Origin of the sequence: Bradyrhizobium sp. F1.13.3 (assembly GCF_040548265.1) — a bacterium.
Taxonomy (GTDB): domain Bacteria; phylum Pseudomonadota; class Alphaproteobacteria; order Rhizobiales; family Xanthobacteraceae; genus Bradyrhizobium.
This window is the reverse complement of the sequence record NZ_JBEPRI010000007.1, coordinates 204,896-224,041: the sequence shown is the minus strand read 5'-3', so window position 1 is coordinate 224,041 and position 19,146 is coordinate 204,896. Positions and strand designations below refer to the sequence as shown.

The window sequence follows — 19,146 nt, the reverse complement described above, 5'->3', positions numbered from 1 at the left end:
AGCCGCCGAACAGAACCGATCATGGAGTATGAAAATGGCTAAGCGTCTCGATTACGACCGCATCGCACCCGCAGGGATGAAAGCGCTCGGCGGCGTCTACGGCTATGTCATGCAGAGCAATCTTCCTGCAACGCTTGTCACTCTGGTCTATCTGCGCATTTCGCAGATCAACAATTGCGCCTACTGCCTCGACATGCACACGCGCGATCTGCTGAAGAGCGGACAGAAGATCGAAAAGATCGCGCTGGTGCAGGCCTGGGCGGAAGGCGGTCATCTCTTCGACGAGCGGGAGCGTGCCGCCCTCGCATGGGCTGAAACGGTGACCCGTGTGGCTGAAACCGGCATCCCGGATCAAGCTTACGAGGCTGCCCGCGCCGTCTTCGAGGAGCGCGAGCTCGTCGATCTCACCATCGCGATCGGCCTGATGAACGCGTACAATCGCATGGCAATCAGCTTCCGAAATACGCCACAGGCCGCGAAGGAGGAGATGGCAGCCTGACGGCGGTGCCAGACGGCAAGAGGGTAAACACATGCCTTCGACTGTGAAGGATGTCCTGAGATCTCAGAGATGCAAGGCAGGAGCTTGAAATGACCTTTGCAATTTCCGGCGTGAAGATTCCCGACAGCAAGATCGCACGAGAGGCCGCCGAGCTGGTGCGCCAGTACGAAAACGACATGTTGTTCAACCACTCGGTCCGCGTCTTTGTGTTCGGCGCGATCAAGGGGCATCGGCAAAATCTAAAATTCGATCCCGAGCTGCTCTACATCGCGGCGCTGTTCCACGATCTCGGGCTCGTCGACCATTACCACACGCAGACCAAGCGATTTGAAGTTGATGGCGCCGATGCCGCCCGCGCATTTCTGAGGGGGCACGGCATTGACGAGCCAAAAGCCGATCTGGTTTGGGAGGCGATCGCGTTACATACGACGCCTGGAATTCCACAATACATGCGGCCGGAAATCGCTCTCACGAATGCGGGCGTTTTGGTCGACGTCGTGGGGATTGGCTATGATGAGTACACGCCAGAGCAGCGCAACCAGGTGACCACCGCATTTCCGCGCGGTGATTTCAAGAATGACTTCCTTCAGATACAAACCTGCTCAGCCTTGAAGAAGCCGCAGACCACGTTTGGCACGGTCAATTTCGAATACATCGAAGATCACGATCCCACATTTCGCAAGCCGAACGCGTGCACTCGCATCCGCAACACGCCCTGGCAGAGCTGAGCCCTTCGGCGCGGTGTTCGGGCTTTGCCACGTTGGCTTATGGCGCCGGTGCGGCCGGAGGCGTTGCGCTGGCGTTCGGCCGCTGAATGGCCGGCCAGGGTTTTTCGGAGTCGGCGTCACCGACGCGCATGACGCCGGGCGAGCATGAAACGACGGGGACCACGCGGGGTGAAAAGCAGACATTGATGCTACACGACGATCCGCGCTGCCACAACTTGCGGTCGCGCGTCCGCACGGGTCTGTCCGCGACGTCTGGATTGGCAATCAGGGGGCCCGATGGAGCTGGCCAGAACGGCAGTCTCCCAGGGGACGGTACTGACGGGAACCTAAATGCGATCATGCGGTTATCGCGCAGATAATTTGCGCGACCCGTCTGCATCACTTCGAAGTTCAGGCGGGCTACCTGGGGTCGAAGCGAACAGTAGCGGGACGATCAAACAGCTAGCTCATCGTGGAGTTAGGGAAGTGGCAGGGGAAGACCAATGACGACAGCGACCGGGGTCCGCTCGGCCGATCGCAATTCCGTCTTAGCCACGCTCGGCGACTACATCCGAGAGATCAACAATCCCGACGATCTCGCCTATGCTGCGGCGGAGCTGCTTGGCCGCAGCCTGAACGTCAGCAGGGCAGGCTACGGCACGGTCGATACCTCAGCCGAGACCATCACCATTGTGCGCGACTGGAACGCACCGGGCATCCTGAGCCTCGCAGGTGTGCTGCGCTTCCGCGACTATGGCAGCTACATCGAAGACCTCAAGCGCGGCGAGACCGTCATCTGTGCCGATGCGGAAAAAGACCCTCGCGTCGGCGATCGTGCCGAGGCCCTCGAGGCGATCTCTGCGCGCGCGCTCGTCAACATGCCGATCTCGGAGCCCGACGGGGTCGTGGCGCTGCTGTATCTGAACGATGCCAGGCCCCGGGAATGGAGCCCCGAAGAGCTGGATCTTATCCGCGATGTTGCCGAGCGGACGCGCACGGCCGTAGAGCGCCGCCGTGCGGAGACGGCCGTGCGGGAGAACGAAGCCCGGCTGCTTTTCCTGGACGCGCTCAACAAGGAGACGGCCAGGACTCGCGATGCCGACGGCGTGATGGCGGTCACGACCAAAATGGTCGGCCAGCATCTCGGCGTCTCGAACTGCGCCTATGCCGACATGGACCCGGACCAGGACGGCTTCACGATACGCGGCGATTGGGCCGCACCCGGCGCAATGCATATCATCGGTCACTACAGCCTGGCTGACTTCGGCAAGAAGGCGGTGCGAGAGCTCGGCGCCGGCAGGCCTCTCATCATCAATGACAATTTGAAGGAGCTTGCGCCTGAGGAGGCCGCCACTTTCCAGAACATCGGGATCGGTTCGACGATCTGCATGCCCCTGGTGAAAGAAGGACGACTTACCGCCTTGATGGCCATTCATCATCGGGGCCCGCACCAGTGGACGCCGCGCGAACTCGCCTTGCTCACCGAGGTGACCGAGCGATCGTGGGCCCACATCGAGCGCGTCCGATCGGAACAGGCAGCGCGGGAAGCCGCCGAACGACTGACGCTTGCGAACAACGCGGCTGGTATCGGCACCTGGGACTACGACCCGGTCAACAACGTTCTTCGATGGGATAGCCGCTGCAAGGAGGTGTTCGGTTTACCGCCGGACGCCGAAGCCAGCTATGAAGGGACGTTCCTGAAGGGCCTTCATCCCGAGGACAGGCAGCGCGCCCACGAGGCGGTGTCCGCAGCGCTGACGCCGCACGCGCCAGCACACTACAATATGGAATACCGAACCATTGGCATCGAGGATGGGGTCGAACGCTGGATCGCCGCGACCGGTCAAGCCATCTTCGCCAACGGTCAGGCTGTTCGGTTCATCGGAACGGTACTTGATATCACCGCGCAAAAGAAAACCGAGCGTCATCTCAGAATACTGAATGATACCGGGGCTTCGGTCTCTCGCGAGCGCGACCTCGACAAGATCGTCCAGATCGTCACGGATGCCGGCGTCGGACTCACCGGTGCTCAATTCGGCGCATTTTTCTACAACGTTCTGGCGCCGGATGGCGGCAGCTACATGCTGTATTCGCTGTCAGGTGCGCCGCGATCCGCGTTTGAAAACTTTCCGATGCCCCGCAACACCGCCGTCTTTGCCCCGACCTTCGAGGGCTCTGGCGTGGTGAGGTCCGACGACATCCTGCAGGACCCCCGCTATGGCAAGAACGCGCCGCGCAAAGGCATGCCCGAGGGTCATCTTCCGGTCCGATCCTACCTGGCGGTCCCCGTGATCTCGCGAACCGGCGAAGTCCTCGGCGGACTTTTCTTCGGTCACGCCGAGACGGCTAAATTCCAGGCAGAGCATGAGGCCGCCTTGCTTGGTATTGCGGGCCATGCCGCCACCGCTATCGACAACGCCCAGCTCTTGACCCGGCTCGAGGCGCTCAATGCCGGATTGGAGCAACGTGTTGCCGACGAAATCGCCGAACGCATGAAAGCCGAAGAGCAATTGCGGCAATCCCAGAAGATGGAAGCCGTCGGACAATTGACCGGAGGTATAGCCCACGACTTCAACAATATGCTGGCGGTGATTCTCGGCAGCCTGAATCTTGCCAAGCGGCGGCTCGGCAGGGGAGAGGTCAGCATAGACCGCTTCATCGAGGGCGCCATCGACGGTGCAAATCGCGCAGCCACGTTGACGCAAAGGCTGCTCGCGTTCTCGCGCCAGCAGCCTCTCGCGCCTGAGGTCGTGGACATCAACAAGATGGTCGGCGGGATGAGCGAGCTGCTCGAGCGATCGCTTGGCGAGCTTATCCGCCTCGAGACGGTGCTGGCGGCTGGCCTCTGGCGGGTCAAGGCAGACCCGGCCCAGCTCGAGAGCGCGATGATCAATCTCGCGGTCAATGCGCGCGATGCCATGCAAAAGGGCGGTAGGCTGACGATAGAAACCAGCAACGCCTCGATCGATCGAATGTATGCTCGCGAGTACGCACTCGCACCCGGGCAGTACGTTCTCGTGGCCGTGACGGACAACGGCACGGGAATTCCGGCCAATGTGCTCGGCAAGGTGTTCGATCCGTTTTTTACGACCAAGGTCGTGGGCAAGGGCACCGGCCTCGGCCTCAGCCAAGTCTATGGTTTCGTGCGGCAGTCGGGCGGCCATGTCAAAATTGACTCGGAAGTCGATGTTGGCACGACCGTGAAGATCTACCTGCCACGCTTCGCCGGCGAGGAGGCGGGCTCAGATCCGTCGCAGGAAGAGATACCTGCCGGTGCAAGCCATCAGAACGAAACCATTCTCGTCGTGGAAGACGACGAGCGCGTCCGCAGCATGTCTTCCGAGAGCCTGCGCGAACTTGGCTACACCGTCATCGAGGCAGCCAGCGCCAAGGAGGCGATCAGGACGATCGAAAATGGCTTCGTTCCAGATCTGCTGTTCACGGATGTCGTCATGCCCGACATGACGGGCGCCGAGCTTGCGGCCGAGCTGTCGAAACGATACCCGGAGTTGAAGGTGCTGTTCACCACCGGCTACACGCGTCATGCAATCGTTCACAATGGCGTGCTCGATGCCGGCAAGCATCTGCTTCCCAAGCCCTTCGCCATCGACGACCTGGCTGCCAAAGTCCGCAGCTTGCTCGACGATATCTGAACGCGTTTTGGAGACGATCTCTTCCGTTTGCAAGCCGCCTTCACAAGGGCTATGTCCCGGCTTTCGGAAGAGCATGACATGACAATCTCGGATGACAACGACCTCGCGCGCCTGAAAGAGATCGGGCGCATCGTCGCCAATATCCTGGAGGCAATGGGGAAGGCGCTCGAGCCGGGCATGACCACCTCCGAGCTCGACCAAATCGGGCGAACATTGCTGGAGGCTGCCGGCGCACGTTCGGCTCCGGAGCTGGCCTACGACTTTCCCGGGGCGACCTGCATCAGCGTGAACGAGGAGATCGCTCATGGCATTCCCGGCGATCGGCGGATCGCGCGCGGGGATCTCGTGAACATCGACGTATCAGCCGAGAAGAACGGCTTCTTTGCGGATACGGGAGCGTCGTTCGCCGTTCCACCCGCAACCCGCGCGGTTGAACGTCTTTGCAGGGATGGCCGGCGCGCGATGTGGACGGGCCTGCAGCAGGTTGGAGCCGGCAAACCGATCGCCGGAATCGGTCAGGCCATCGGGACCTTTGCGCGGAAGAACGGTTACAGCCTGGTCAGGAACCTTGCCAGTCACGGCGTCGGCCTGTCGCTCCACGAGGAGCCGACGGAGATCGCAACATGGCCCGACCGCTCCGAACGCCGCGTCATGAGCGACGGCCTGGTGTTCACCGTGGAGCCGTTCCTGTCCCTGGGCGCCGAATGGGCCCAGGATGGCGATGATCCATGGACGCTCTACAGCAGCCCCGAAGCGCCGACCGTTCAATACGAGCACACCGTGATCGCCACGCGAAGCGGACCGTTGATCGTGACGATGGCTGGTTAAGAAGGCGTCCTCAAGCTACCGGATCTCGGGCAGCATCCAAACGGCTTCGATCATCCGGCGCCAGCGGCGGTGCACGTCTCGCCGGAGGATTCTCCGATGGGGCGGTCTTGCTTCCTGAGCTGATATCGACCGGAACAGATCTGGCGTCACGATAGGCGACGATCCAGATCAGGAAACCCAGAACCGCCAGCGCGGCGCCAACGGGGCCCGTGGAGGTCCAGCCCAGCCCCTCGCGAATGGCGATGCCGCCGAGGAACGGGCCGAGCGCATTGGCGGTGTTGAACGCCGAATGGTTCAGTGCGGCGGCGAGCGCCTGCGCGTCGCCGGCGACGTCCATCAGCCGCGTCTGGAGGATGGCTCCGAGCGAGACGCCGGCGCCGATGGCGAAGACGTCTGCCGCCAGCGCCCAGGGATTGCCCGCGGCGAGCGGGAACACTGATAGGGCGACCGCAGAGAACAGCAGGATGGCTCCCGCCGTCGGCATCAGCGCGCGGTCGGCAAAGCGCGGCACAAACAGATTGCCGAGCGTCGCGCCGATGCCGAACACGGCTAGAAAAAGCGGTATGAGCGCGGGGCTGACCTTGGTCACCTCGATCAGCGTCGTGGCGAGATAAGTGTAGACGGCGAACATGCCGCCGAAGCCGATGGCGCCGATCGCCAGCGTGATCCAGACGCGGCCGCTTCGCAGCGCGCCGAGCTCTCGCAGCGGATCGGACCGGCCAGCCTTGTCGCGCGGCGCGAACAAGGCGCACAGCAGCACCGTGAGCAACGCCAGCACCGACACGAGGCCGAAGCTCGCGCGCCAGCCGATCGCCTGCCCAATCAGATTGGCCAGGGGCACACCGACGATAGTGGCGCCGGTCAGGCCCAGCATCACCTGGCCGATCGCCTGCGAGCGACGATGTTGAGGGACCAGCGACGCTGCGACCAGCGCGGCGATGCCGAAATAGGCGCCATGCGGCAATCCCGAGAGAATACGCGCCGCGATCATCGAGCCAAAGCCAGGCGCCAGCGCGGTGAGGGCATTGCCGACCGCGAACACGGCCATCAAGATCAATAGCTGCGCGCGCCGCGCCAACCGTGCGCCGAGCACGGCGATCAGCGGCGCGCCCAGCACGACGCCGAGCGCGTAGGCGCTGATCGCGTGTCCCGCGGTCGGCTCGTCGACCCCGAGGTCGGCGGCGAAAAACGGCAACAGGCTCATCGATGCGAATTCGGTGGTTCCGATCGCAAAGCCGCCCATCGCGAGCGAGAACAGGACGATGGCGAGATGAGGGGGCGTGGATGCCGCGGTCGCGCGGGGCGAGGTCGCTTGCTTCGATGTCGTCATGCGTCCTGCAATGGTGGCGTTAACGGGAACCAGCCCAGCGAACGTCGCCACCCCTGCAAGATTTCTCTGTCGTAGTTAAACCCGGATCGGTCGGCGTCAACGCTGCAAGCTCAACGCAGGGCAGGACGCATATCAGCATCCCGATTAGTGAGCCACGACGCGAACAACACCGTGCTTCTTGATTGCTCGTCCGCTGCAATCGGGCGAGCGCGGCGCATCTCAGCGCGGCACGTAGTAACCGGGTGAATAACCCGGCACCTGCGCGCGGGGCCTGTTCTGGTACGCATAGGCATCGTCGCTCTGGCCTGCGAAATACGGGTTCGCAATACAGGTGAGGGCGCGGCCCGACGAACTCGCCTGGCACTGCGCGTAAGTGTCGAACGTACAATTGCTGAGCCCCGGCCATTCATCGCCGGTGAGGCAGAAGGCATGGTGGGTCCCGAACGCGCGCGCGGGCACGCTTGCGCCAAGCGTGATCCCAAATGTGGCGAGAGCGACCGAAAATATGGCGACAATGGGGAGAGCAATTCGTCTGCGCATTCGATTCTCCAATCACGCGAACGTGCGCGCGACGGTGTCACGCGCGCGTGCCGCAGATGTCGTGTAGTCCACAATGGAACTCATGAAAATACTTGTTTCAAAGGGTTTCCGGCGCGCGTTGGTAAATCTTCATTAATGAAGCGCGATCCTTTGGCGCGAACTGTGGCGTCGAGGTTACAGCAATTCCGTCGAGCGCTGGTATGACGACGCCACGGCCCGGGGGCCTAACGACGAAACTGGAACGGGAATCAAATGAACAAGAATCTGTTGCTTGCTGCTGTGAGCCTTGTCGCGCTCGGCGCGGCTGCACCGGCGGTGGCTGCTGACCTCGCTGCGCGGCCTTACACCAAGGCGCCGGCGATGGTTGCCGCGATCTACGACTGGAGCGGCTTCTACATCGGTATCAACGGCGGCGGCGGTTCCGCCCATTCGACCTGGGATCTCGTCGGCGGTGGCCGCGAGGGTTCGCACGATGCGACGGGCGGCACGGTCGGTGGCCAGATCGGCTATCGCATGCAGTCGGGCCAGTGGGTGTTCGGCATCGAAGGTCAGGGCAACTGGGCCGACTTCTCGGGCGACAACGTCAGCGCGATCCCGGGGTTCGGGACTCGCAACCGCTCCAAGATCGACTCGTTCGGTCTGATCACCGGTCAGATCGGCTACGCCTGGAATAACGTTCTCGTTTACGCCAAGGGCGGTGCGGCTGTCGCCGGCAGCAAGTATGAAGTCTCGACCTTGGGCGGCGCACTGCTGTCCTCGGCCGATCAGACCCGTTGGGGTGGCACGGTCGGTGCCGGCCTTGAGTACGGTTTCGCCCCGAATTGGTCGGTTGGCGTCGAGTACAACCACATCTTCCTGCAGGACAAGGACGTCACGTTCGCGCTGGTGCCCTCGACCGATCGCATCCGTCAGGACGTCGACATGGGCCTCGTCCGCCTGAACTACAAGTTCGGTGGCCCGAGCCTCGGCCGCTACTGAGTAGAAGCCTGATATCGATCGCTCGACTTCGAGCGGTCGGCGAAAGCCCCGGCCATCGGCCGGGGCTTTTTTGTTGTTCAAATTCAGCGGGTTAACCATTCTATTCGGAGATGGTCGAGATAGCTTGACTCCTGAGAACGAAATGAGAACAATGTTCTTCATACGTTCTCACCATGGAGCAAGCCATGTTCAGGATTTTCGTCGAAGAAGCCGCCGCGTTGGCGTCGATCGCGCTGTTTGTCGGAATGATCGCGATCTGGGCCCAGGTACTCCCGCAGCTGTAGGCGCGGGCCAGGTTGGGGAAAAGCAGGACGACGCGGCCGATCGGCCGCTCCGGCGTGGACTCTGGCAGCGTGACGCCCCACCATTGTGAGGCGAGTCGGCTGGGCGAGTGCAGGATGCCTCCGGTGCCGGCGACCGCTCCATCCCATCTGCAAGAGGCCGTCACGCGACCATGCCGAGCGCCGGATTTGTCCACCTTCACGTTCACTCGGCCTATTCGTTGCTCAAGGGCTCGATCAAGATCGCCAAGCTCGCCGAGCTAGCGAAGAAAGATCATCAGCCGGCGCTGGCGCTGACCGACACCGACAACATGTTCGGTGCGCTGGAGTTCTCCGACAAGATGGCGGGCTCCGGCATCCAGCCGATCGTCGGCTGCGAGATCGCGATCGAGTTCGGCGACCAGGATCCCAATGCGCGCAACGTGCTTTTGCCCTCGCGCGTGGTGCTGCTGGCCGCGCAGGAGCGCGGCTATCGCAGCCTGATGCGGCTGAACTCGCGCGCGTTCCTGGAGACGCCCGACACTCATGCTCCTCACATCAAGTTCGACTGGCTCGAAGGCGAGACCGAAGGCCTGATCGCGCTGACGGGCGGTCCGGACGGACCGATCTCGCTGGCGCTTGCCGGCGGTTATACCGAGCTGGCGGCCGCGCGCTGCGAGCGTCTGGCGAGCCTGTTCGGGGACCGCCTCTACATCGAATTGCAGCGCCACAACACCGAGAAAGAGCGGCGGGTCGAAAGCCACCTGATCGACATCGCCTACACCAAGGGCCTGCCGCTGGCTGGGACCAACGAGCCGTATTTCGCCGCGACCGACGATTACGAAGCCCATGACGCGCTGCTCTGCATCGCCGGCGGGCGGCTGATCGCGGAGACCGAGCGCGAGCAGCTCACGCCCGATCACCGCTTCAAGACCCGCGCCGAGATGGCGGTGCTGTTCGCCGACATTCCGGAGGCGCTGGCCTCGACGGTCGAGATCGCCGAGCGCTGCTCGTTCCGGCCGATGACGCGCAAGCCGATCCTGCCGTTCTTCACGGTCGGCGCTGCCGCAAGCTCCGATGCCGCCTCGGTCGAGGCGGCCGAATTGAAGCGGCAGGCAGAGGAGGGGCTCGCCAACCGCCTGCGCGTACACGGCCTGTCGCAAGGCACAACGGAGGAAGATTACAGCGCGCGCCTTGCGTTCGAGCTCGACGTCATCATGCGCATGAAATACGCGGGCTATTTCCTGATCGTCTCCGACTTCATCAAATGGGCGAAGGGGCAGGGCATCCCGGTCGGGCCGGGCCGCGGCTCTGGCGCAGGCTCGCTGGTTGCGTGGGCGCTGACCATCACCGACCTCGACCCGATCAAGTTCGGCCTGCTGTTCGAGCGCTTCCTCAATCCGGAACGCGTCTCGATGCCGGACTTCGACATCGACTTCTGCCAGGACCGCCGCGGCGAGGTGATCAAGTACGTCCAGGAGCGCTACGGTCGCGACCAGGTGGCGCAGATCATCACCTTCGGTACGCTGCAGGCGCGCGGCGTGCTCCGCGACGTCGGCCGCGTGCTGCAAATGCCCTATGGCCAGGTCGACAAGCTGACCAAGCTCGTGCCGCAGAATCCGGCCGCGCCGGTGACGCTGGCCGCCGCGATCGAGAGCGAGCCGAAGCTCCAGGCGTTCCGCGACGAGGACCCGGTGGTGGCGCGCGCCTTCGACATCGCCCAGCGCCTCGAAGGCCTGACCCGTCACGCCTCGACGCACGCGGCGGGCATCGTGATCGGCGATCGCCCACTGAGCGAACTCGTGCCGATGTATCGCGATCCCAAATCCGACATGCCGGTGACCCAGTTCAACATGAAATGGGTCGAGCCGGCGGGCCTAGTGAAGTTCGACTTCCTCGGCCTGAAGACGCTGACCGTGCTCGACGTCGCGTGCAAACTGCTCAAGCCGCGCGACATCCATGTCGATCTCGCCACGCTGCCGATCGACGATGCCGAAAGCTACCAGATGCTGGCGCGCGGCGAGGTGGTCGGCGTGTTCCAGGTTGAAAGCCAGGGCATGCGGCGCGCGCTGGTCGACATGCGCCCCGACCGTTTCGAGGACATCATCGCGCTGGTCGCGCTCTATCGACCGGGCCCGATGGCGAACATCCCGACCTATTGCGCGCGCAAGCACGGCGACGAGGAGCCGGAATATCTCCACCCCGTGCTGGAGCCGATTCTCAAGGAGACCTTCGGCGTCATCATCTACCAGGAACAGGTGATGCAGATCGCGCAGGTGATGTCGGGCTATTCGCTCGGCGACGCCGACCTGCTGCGCCGCGCCATGGGCAAGAAGATCCGCGCCGAGATGGAGAAGCAGCGCGAGATCTTCGTCGCAGGCGCAGTGAAAAACGGCGTGCCGAAGGGGCAGGCCGACACCATCTTCGAGCTGCTGGCAAAATTCGCCGACTACGGCTTCAACAAGAGCCACGCGGCGGCCTATGCGCTGGTGTCCTACCACACCGCCTACATGAAGGCGCATTACCCGGTGGAGTTCATCGCGGCGTCGATGACGCTCGATCTCAACAATACCGACAAGCTGTCCGAATTCCGCGCCGAGGCGCAGCGCCTCGGCATCAAGGTCGAGCCGCCCAACGTCAACCGTTCCGGCGCGACTTTCGAGGTCGGCGACAAGACCATCTACTACGCGCTCGCGGCGCTGAAGGGCGTCGGCATCGCGGCCGTCGAGCAGATCATCGCGGAGCGGACCAAAAACGGCTTGTTCACCTCGCTCGCCGACTTCGCCGCGCGGGTGTCGCCGCGCGCGATCAACAAGCGCATCATCGAAAGCCTGGCCGCCGCGGGCGCCTTCGACACCCTGGAGCCGAACAGGGCGCGGGTCTTCGCCGGCGCAGATTCGATTCTCGCGGCATGCCAGCGGGCGAACGAAGCTGCGACCATCGGCCAGAACGACATGTTCGGCAGCTCGGCCGACGCGCCGACCATCATGCTGCCGCAGATCGAGCCCTGGTTGCCGGCCGAGCGGCTGCGCCGCGAATATGACGCGATCGGCTTCTTCCTGTCGGGACATCCGCTCGACGATTACGCCACCGTGCTGAAGCGGCTGCGCGTGCAGTCCTGGGCCGAGTTCTCGCGCGCGGTGAAGACCGGCGCCACCGCCGGCAAGGTCGCTGCCACCGTGGTGTCGCGGATGGAGCGGCGCACCAAGACCGGCAACAAGATGGGCATCATGGGGCTCTCTGATCCCACGGGTCACTTCGAGGCGGTGCTGTTCTCCGAAGGCCTCGCACAATATCGCGACGTGCTGGAGCCGGGCGCCGCGGTGCTGCTCCAGCTCGGCGCCGAGCTCCAGGGCGAGGATGTCCGCGCGCGCGTGCTGCACGCCGAGCCGCTGGACGAGGCCGCGGCCAAGACGCAGAAGGGCCTGCGCATCTTCGTGCGCGATACCAAGCCCCTGGACTCGATCGCCAAGCGTCTCGCCGGCCCCGACATGGCCGCTTCGAACGGCGCCGCGCCGAAGGTCGGCAGTCCGGGCACCGCGCCGCGCTCCAACGGCGACGGCGAGGTCTCGCTGGTCATGATGCTCGACCTCGAGACCGAGGTCGAGATGAAGCTGCCCGGCCGCTTCAAGGTCTCGCCGCAGATCGCCGGCGCCATCAAGGCAGTCGCTGGCGTCGTGGACGTGCAGCAGCTCTGATCGAGGGGGCGGCGCTGAAGTCGTGCGTGCTCCCTGCGGATGTTGTGGTTTCGTCACGTCATTGCGGCTATGATCGCGGCGATGCCATCGTCCACCTCGCCGGGAGGAAACGCGACATGTGCGACAAATGCTCTGAAGCTCTGCAGGGAAACACGGGGCCGTCGCGACGATCCGCGATGTTGTTTGGTGCCTCGGCGCTCGGCCTCGCGCTGACCGGCAGAGCCTTTGCCAAGGAGACCAAGGCGCCGCCCAAGCCGCAGAACGTGCTGTCGCCCGACGCATCATTGAAGCGCCTGACGGAAGGCAATGCGCGCTATGTCGACGGCGTGTCGCGGCGGCACGATTTCAAGCACGAGCGCGAGGCGTTGGCCGGCGGACAGAATCCGTTCGCGGCCGTGCTGAGCTGTGCCGATTCGCGCATCGCGCCGGAATATGCCTTCGACACGGGCCGTGGCGATCTGTTCGTCTGCCGCGTCGCAGGAAATTTCGCCGGCACGGAGACCATCGCCAGCATGGAATACGCGGTGGCCGTGCTCAACGCGCCGCTGATTCTGGTGCTGGGCCATGACAGTTGCGGCGCGGTCGATGCGACGCTGAAGGCGATCAAGGACAACAAGCCGCCACCGGGCCATATTCCCTCGCTGGTCGATGCGATCGCGCCCGCAGCGAAGGCTGCGATGCAGCAGGGTGGGGACGTCCTCGACAAGGCGATCCGGCAGAACGTCATCGACAATGTCGCGAAGCTTAAGTCGGCCGCGCCGATCCTCAATGCGGCCGTCGAGCAGGGCAAGCTGAAGGTCGTCGGCGGCATCTATCGGCTCACGACGGGAACGGTCGACCTGATCGCGCAGATCTGACGAGATGGACCGGCTCGCGCCGGTTCGTTGTCGCGAGGCTGACGCGGGCGCGCGGGCGCCATGCCGCCGCCTCAATCCAAGCCTTCGTTATTTGGAAGCCTTTCGTTCAAGTGCCATTCAGCTGGCGGCGCGTCTGATGCGCGGCGGCACCTCAACAACAAAAACGGGCAAGCAAGCCATGCGTGGGACGCTCAGAGCCTTCATTTGCCTTCTCCTGCCGATCGCGGTCCTAGCCGCCGGCGTACCGGATCCGGCGCGTGCGCAGCAGCAGGAAAAGCGTATCGCACTCGTGGTCGGCAACGGCGCCTATGCCAAGTCGCCGCTGGCGACGACGGCAAACGATGCCGGCCTGATCGCGCAGACGCTGCAGGCGGCGGGCTTCGACGTCGTCGGCGCCCGCGATCTCGACGGCGACACGCTGCGCAAGAGCTTTCGCGATTTCATCCAGAAGGCGCAGGCCTCCGGACCGGGCACCGTCGCGATGGTCTATCTCGCCGGCTATGGCGTGCAACTCGCCGGTGAGAACTACTTCATCCCGGTCGATTCCAACATCACCCGCGACACCGACATTCCGACCGAAGGCCTGCGCATCGGCGACTATCTCCGCCAGCTCGCCTCCGTTCCGCTCAAGGCCAATATCGTCGTGCTCGACGCAGCGCGGGCGCAGCCCTTCGTGGAGGGCGGCCAGCAGATCGCGGGCGGACTTGCGCTGGTCGAGCCCGACGCCAACATGCTGATCGCGTTCAACTCCGCGCCCGGCACGGTGGCGCCCGAGGAGCCCGGACCTTACGGCATCTATGCGCAATCGCTGGCGGAGATGATCCGCACCGGCGGCTTGCCGCTGCCTGAGGTGTTCGACCGCGTTCGCCTGCGCGTCAACGAGGCCAGCAAGGGCGCGCAGGTGCCCTGGAACGAGCAGAAGATATCGGCGCCATTCTCGTTCTTCGAGCGCGGGCCCGACGCGCCGCCGCCGGAGGCCGCACCCGACCAGGTCGCCGCGATCCGCAACAAGCCGATCCGCGATCTCGGCGTGCAGGATGCCTATGCCGCCGCGCTCACGCGCGACACGCTACCTGCCTACGAAGAGTTTCTCACCGCCTATCCGGGCGACCCGCTGTCGAAGCGGGTGATGGTGATCGTCGCGGCGCGCCGCGAGGCCATCACCTGGCGGCGGACCTATCGCACCGACACGCCGGAAGCCTATTGGTCGTATCTGCGTCGCTATCCGCGTGGTCCGCATGCGGCGGATGCGCGCCGGCGCCTGGCGATCCTCACCGCGCCGCCCGAGCCGCCGCCGAGCTTTGCGATGATCGACTACGACGTGCCGCCACCGCCGCCGGAGGAGGTGGTCTATGTCGACCGTCCCGTGCTGTATTTCAGCGATCCGGATTTTGGCTTCGCGCCGCCACCACCGCCGCCGGTCTACTATCTGCCGCCGCCGCCGCCGGATTTCGTTGTGCTGTCGCCGCCGATGCCGGTGATCGGCCTGTTCGTGCTGCCGCAGCCGATGTTCGTGCCGATCCCTGTGTTCGTCAGGCCGCCGGTCTATGTCGCACCGCCGCCGAACAATATCATCTATCAGAACATCCATAACAGGACGGTCATCAACACGGTGATCAACCAGCCGCCGGCACCGCCGGTGGGGGCGGGTGCCGGACCAGGCAATCTCACGCCGGCCATTGCCGGGCGCACCAATCCGGCTGGTCCAGCCATGCCGCAGGCGGCCGTGCAGCGCGCCACCCTGATCCAGCAGGGAAAGGCGCCGATGCCCCCGAGCGCGACGATGCAGCCGACGGCGAGGCCAGGAACGCCTCCGGCGCGGCCGGCCAATGTCGCGCCGACCGGTACGCCACCTCTCACTCCGCCTGCCAGTCCATCTGCCACTCCACTTGCAACCCCACCGGCCAAGCTGCCCCAAGCCAACACGCTGCCGGTTCCCGGCACCCATGGCGGCCCACCTGCACCGCCAGCGGGAGCCGGGCCATTGCCGGGCGGCAGACCCGGGCAGCCGACGGCCACCGCACCCGGCGCACCGCCGCCGACCCGTCCGGGAGCGCCTGCGGGGGTGCCGACGACTGCTACTCCCGGCGCTCCGCCGGCGGCTCATCCCGGTGCGCCGACCGCCGCCGCGCCGGCGACTGCGGCCACGCCGACAAACTCAGCCGCTGTGCCCGGCCAACTGCCGAAGCCGCCGGTGGCACAGGCCCCGCCCGGGACCGGGCCTGGGGACCATGGCAAGTCCGCGACCCGCGAGCCCGCTGGTTCGCCGGCGGCTGCCCGCACGCCTCCTGGCGCAATTGGACGACCGGTCACGCCGCCGCCCTCGGCGGCGCGGGAGCCGATCAGGCCGCAGCATCAGCCGAGCGCTGCTCCCGCCCAGGCTGCCCGGCCGTCGGCACCACCACCGCGGCCTCAGGCCGTGGCGCGGCCGACGCCTCCGCCTCCGTCGCGTATTGCGCCGCCGCCACCGGCGCGGGTGGCTCCGCCCGTAGCGGTCGCTCGGCCGGCGCCGCCGCCAATGGCGCGACCCGCGCCGCCGCCGCCGGTCGCCCGGCCGGCGCCACCTCCGCCGCCCCGGATGGCCGTCGCGCCACCGCCGCCGCCACGGCCGGCAGCACCGCCGCCAGCACCTCCGCCGCGTCCCGCGGCTCCGCCGCCGGCGGCAAAGAAGTGCCCGCCGAACCAGCCCAGATGCTAGGCAGGGGCTAGGCCGCCGCGCGGTCTTTAGGGAAGGGGGGCCTCTCGCGGGCGAAAGCCGCCCCGAAAGGCCCTTATTTCCTTGCTTCTGGCCGAAATCGCGCTATACACCGCGCCATCTCACACGGAAGCATGGCTCACAAGGCCGTCCGGTGGCAGCCGGGGCGACAACGCTCCGTTCTGCTCACACGCTTCCGGAGGAACCAACCGGAGAATTAGAACGATGGCACTACCCGATTTCACTATGCGTCAGCTCCTCGAAGCCGGCGTGCACTTTGGTCACCAGTCTCACCGCTGGAATCCGAAAATGGCGCCGTTCATTTTCGGCGCTCGCAACAACATCCACATCGTCGACCTCGCGCAGACCGTGCCGTTGCTGCACAACGCCTTGCAGGCGGTCAGCGACACCGTCGCCAAGGGCGGCCGCATCCTGTTCGTCGGCACCAAGCGCCAGGCGCAGGACGGCGTTGCCGACGCGGCCAAGCGCTGCGCTCAGTACTTCGTCAATTCGCGCTGGCTCGGCGGCACGCTGACCAACTGGAAGACGATCTCGGGCTCGATCAAGCGCCTGCGCCATCTCGACGACGTGCTCGCCGGCGGCGATGCCTCCTCCTACACCAAGAAGGAGCGCCTGACGCTTCAGCGCGAGCGCGACAAGCTCGACCGCTCGCTCGGCGGCATCAAGGACATGGGCGGTCTGCCCGACCTGATCTTCGTGATCGACACCAACAAGGAAGACATCGCGATCCAGGAAGCCCAGCGGCTCAACATCCCGGTCGCCGCGATCGTCGACACCAATTCGGATCCGAAGGGCATCACCTATGTGGTGCCGGGAAATGACGACGCCGGCCGCGCGATCGCGCTCTATTGCGATCTGATCGCGCGCGCTGCGATCGACGGCATTTCGCGCGCCCAGGGTGACTCCGGCATCGACGTCGGCGCTTCGGTTCGGCCGGTCGCAGAAGAGCTGCCCGCTGCCACGAGCGGCTTCCAGGGCCTCGCCGGTCCGCGCGGCACCTCCGACGACCTCAAGAAGCTCCCGGGCGTATCGGGCGCGATCGAGAAGAAGTTCAACGACCTCGGCATCTTCCACTTCTGGCAGCTGGCCGAGCTCGATCACGACACCGCGCACAAGATCGGCGAAGAAGTCGGCCTGCCGAGCCGTGCGGACGCCTGGGTGGCCAAGGCCAAGGCGCTGACCGCGGAAGCGGAATAGTCAAAAAGAGCGATGGGTTGGCCGGACAAGCTCCGGCCACCATTTCAGTTGACGCGAATTCCTGAGATGGACCGCGGCGAGGCGATCTGGCCGCGCCGCGGTAAACCGGCAGGCAAAAAGGATTTTGAACGATGGCAACGATCACAGCTGCGATGGTCAAGGACCTGCGCGAGTCGACCGGCGCAGGCATGATGGACTGCAAGGCCGCGCTGACCGAAAATGACGGCAACCTGGAAGCGGCGCAGGATTGGCTGCGCAAGAAGGGCCTGTCGAAGGCCGCCAAGAAGTCGGGCCGCGTCGCCGCGGAGGGTCTGATCGGCGCGCTCACCAAGGGCAACAAGGGCGTCGTGGTCGAGGTCAATTCCGAGACCGACTTCGTCGCGCGCAACGGCCAGTTTCAGGGCCTCGTCAAGATGATCGCCCAGGTCGCATTCAACGTCGGCGCCGATGTCGAGAAGATCAAGGCCGCCAAGGTCGGCGACGTCACGATCGAAACAGCGATCAATGACGCGATCGCCACCATCGGCGAGAACATGACGCTGCGCCGCGCAGCTTCGCTCGAAGTCAGCCAGGGCGTGGTGTCGAGCTACGTCCACGGCGCGGTCGTCGAGGGCGCCGGCAAGATGGGCGTGATCGTGGCGCTGGAATCGCCGGGCAAGGCCGACGAGCTCGCAACGCTTGGCCGCCAGATTGCGATGCATGTCGCGGCCGCCAACCCGCTGGCGCTCGATCCGTCCGGTCTCGATCCGGCGGTCGTCAAGCGCGAGAAGGACGTGCTCGCCGACAAATATCGCCAGCAGGGCAAGCCCGAGAACGTGATCGAGAAGATCGTCGAGTCCGGCCTGAAGACCTATTACAAGGAAGTCTGCCTGCTCGAGCAGGCCTTCATCCACGACACCGGCAAGTCGGTGGCGCAGGCGGTGAAGGAAGCCGAAGGCAAGGTCGGCGGCCCGGTGAAGATCGCGGGCTTTGTGCGCTATGCTCTCGGTGAGGGAATCGAGAAGCAGGAAAGCGACTTCGCGGCCGAGGTCGCGGCGGCCAGCGGCAAGAAGTAAGCGCCGGAACGTTCCTTCCGGCGTGCCGCCGGAAGCGGCGCCCGGACAAGGAAAGTGCTCATGACTGATCCGGTCTATCGTCGCGTCGTGATCAAGCTGTCCGGCGAATATCTCGCGGGACCGCAGGGTTTTGGCATCGATCAACCGACCATCGACCGGGTCGCCGACGATCTGATCGCAGCCCGCCATCTCGGCACCGAAGTGGCCGTCGTGATCGGCGGCGGCAATCTCTTTCGCGGTGTCGAGGTCTCCTCGCGCGGCGTGTCGCGCCCGACCGGCGACACCATGGGCATGCTAGCTACGATGATGAACTGCCTCGCGCTCGAAGCCACGATCGAGCGCAAGGGCACGCCTGCGCGCACGCTGTCGGCCTTCGTCATGCCCGAGATTTCCGAGCTGTTCACCCGCACCGCGGCGCACAAATACCTCGCCGAGGGCCGGATCGTGCTGCTGGGCGGCGGAACCGGTAATCCGTTCTTCACCACCGACACGACCGCGGTGCTGCGTGCCGCCGAGATCGGCGCCCAGGCGGTGCTGAAGGCGACCAATGTCGACGGCGTTTACTCGGCCGACCCGAAGAAGGACCCGACGGCGACGCGATTCGACCGTCTGACGCATTCGCAGGCGATCGAGGGCGGCTACAAGGTGATGGATGCGACCGCCTTCGCGCTTGCCCGCGAGACGTCGCTGCCTATCATCGTGTTCTCGATTGCGGAGCCGGGTTCGATCGGCGCTGTACTGCGTGGCGGCGGCCACGGAACCATTGTCGCCGGCTGACGGCTTGTCGTTGCGCCCTTTAGGAGGGGTGCGGAGAGGTCGCCGGGATTT

13 protein-coding genes are annotated in these 19,146 nt (G+C 65.0%); 11 read left to right on the top strand and 2 right to left on the bottom strand.

What is annotated here, in order from left to right; translation table 11 throughout:
- Window positions 1-34: 34 nt before the first annotated feature.
- From ABIB66_RS20735 to map, 4 genes are all read left to right on the top strand, one after another.
- Complete coding sequence (locus ABIB66_RS20735) at window positions 35-499, top strand: carboxymuconolactone decarboxylase family protein (RefSeq protein ID WP_354059670.1); 465 nt, start codon at window positions 35-37, stop codon at window positions 497-499.
- 89 nt (window positions 500-588) lie between these two features.
- Window positions 589-1,227, top strand: a complete 639-nt coding sequence (locus ABIB66_RS20730; RefSeq protein ID WP_354209859.1) for an HD domain-containing protein — start codon at window positions 589-591, stop codon at window positions 1,225-1,227.
- Window positions 1,228-1,709: 482 nt separating this feature from the next.
- A complete protein-coding gene (locus ABIB66_RS20725) occupies window positions 1,710-4,859 on the top strand; it encodes a GAF domain-containing protein (protein ID WP_354209858.1) in 3,150 nt (1,049 codons plus the stop codon).
- 78 nt (window positions 4,860-4,937) lie between these two features.
- Window positions 4,938-5,687, top strand: a complete 750-nt coding sequence (gene map / locus ABIB66_RS20720; protein WP_354209857.1) for a type I methionyl aminopeptidase — start codon at window positions 4,938-4,940, stop codon at window positions 5,685-5,687.
- A 10-nt stretch (window positions 5,688-5,697) separates the two neighbouring features.
- On the opposite strand, the gene ABIB66_RS20715 is transcribed toward map, so the two are convergent.
- Window positions 5,698-7,017, bottom strand: a complete 1,320-nt coding sequence (locus ABIB66_RS20715) for an MFS transporter (protein ID WP_354209856.1) — start codon at window positions 7,015-7,017, stop codon at window positions 5,698-5,700.
- A gap of 219 nt (window positions 7,018-7,236) precedes the next feature.
- Window positions 7,237-7,557 (bottom strand): DUF3551 domain-containing protein, encoded by a 321-nt coding sequence (locus ABIB66_RS20710; RefSeq protein WP_354209855.1) that lies wholly within the window; start codon window positions 7,555-7,557, stop codon window positions 7,237-7,239.
- Between the two features lie 252 nt (window positions 7,558-7,809).
- Between ABIB66_RS20710 and ABIB66_RS20705 the strand changes: the two genes are divergently transcribed.
- The 7 genes from ABIB66_RS20705 to pyrH all read left to right on the top strand — a co-directional run bounded on the left by ABIB66_RS20705 (window position 7,810) and on the right by pyrH (window position 19,095).
- The gene (locus tag ABIB66_RS20705; RefSeq protein ID WP_354059023.1) at window positions 7,810-8,535 is read left to right on the top strand and encodes an outer membrane protein; all 726 of its coding nucleotides are present in this window, start codon (window positions 7,810-7,812) and stop codon (window positions 8,533-8,535) included.
- A 454-nt stretch (window positions 8,536-8,989) separates the two neighbouring features.
- On the top strand, window positions 8,990-12,493 hold the full coding sequence (gene dnaE / locus ABIB66_RS20700) for a DNA polymerase III subunit alpha (protein WP_354255426.1): 3,504 nt from the start codon (window positions 8,990-8,992) through the stop codon (window positions 12,491-12,493).
- Between the two features lie 116 nt (window positions 12,494-12,609).
- Entirely contained in the window at window positions 12,610-13,350 is a 741-nt protein-coding gene (locus ABIB66_RS20695) for a carbonic anhydrase (RefSeq protein WP_354209852.1), read from the top strand.
- A 178-nt stretch (window positions 13,351-13,528) separates the two neighbouring features.
- A complete protein-coding gene (locus tag ABIB66_RS20690) occupies window positions 13,529-16,048 on the top strand; it encodes a caspase family protein (RefSeq protein ID WP_354209851.1) in 2,520 nt (839 codons plus the stop codon).
- A gap of 222 nt (window positions 16,049-16,270) precedes the next feature.
- A complete protein-coding gene (locus tag ABIB66_RS20685) occupies window positions 16,271-17,263 on the top strand; it encodes a 30S ribosomal protein S2 (protein ID WP_007610895.1) in 993 nt (330 codons plus the stop codon).
- A gap of 131 nt (window positions 17,264-17,394) precedes the next feature.
- Entirely contained in the window at window positions 17,395-18,318 is a 924-nt protein-coding gene (gene tsf / locus ABIB66_RS20680; protein WP_354059032.1) for a translation elongation factor Ts, read from the top strand.
- Between the two features lie 60 nt (window positions 18,319-18,378).
- Window positions 18,379-19,095, top strand: coding sequence for a UMP kinase (gene pyrH / locus ABIB66_RS20675; RefSeq protein ID WP_018455040.1), 717 nt, complete (start codon window positions 18,379-18,381; stop codon window positions 19,093-19,095).
- Window positions 19,096-19,146 lie beyond the last annotated feature (51 nt).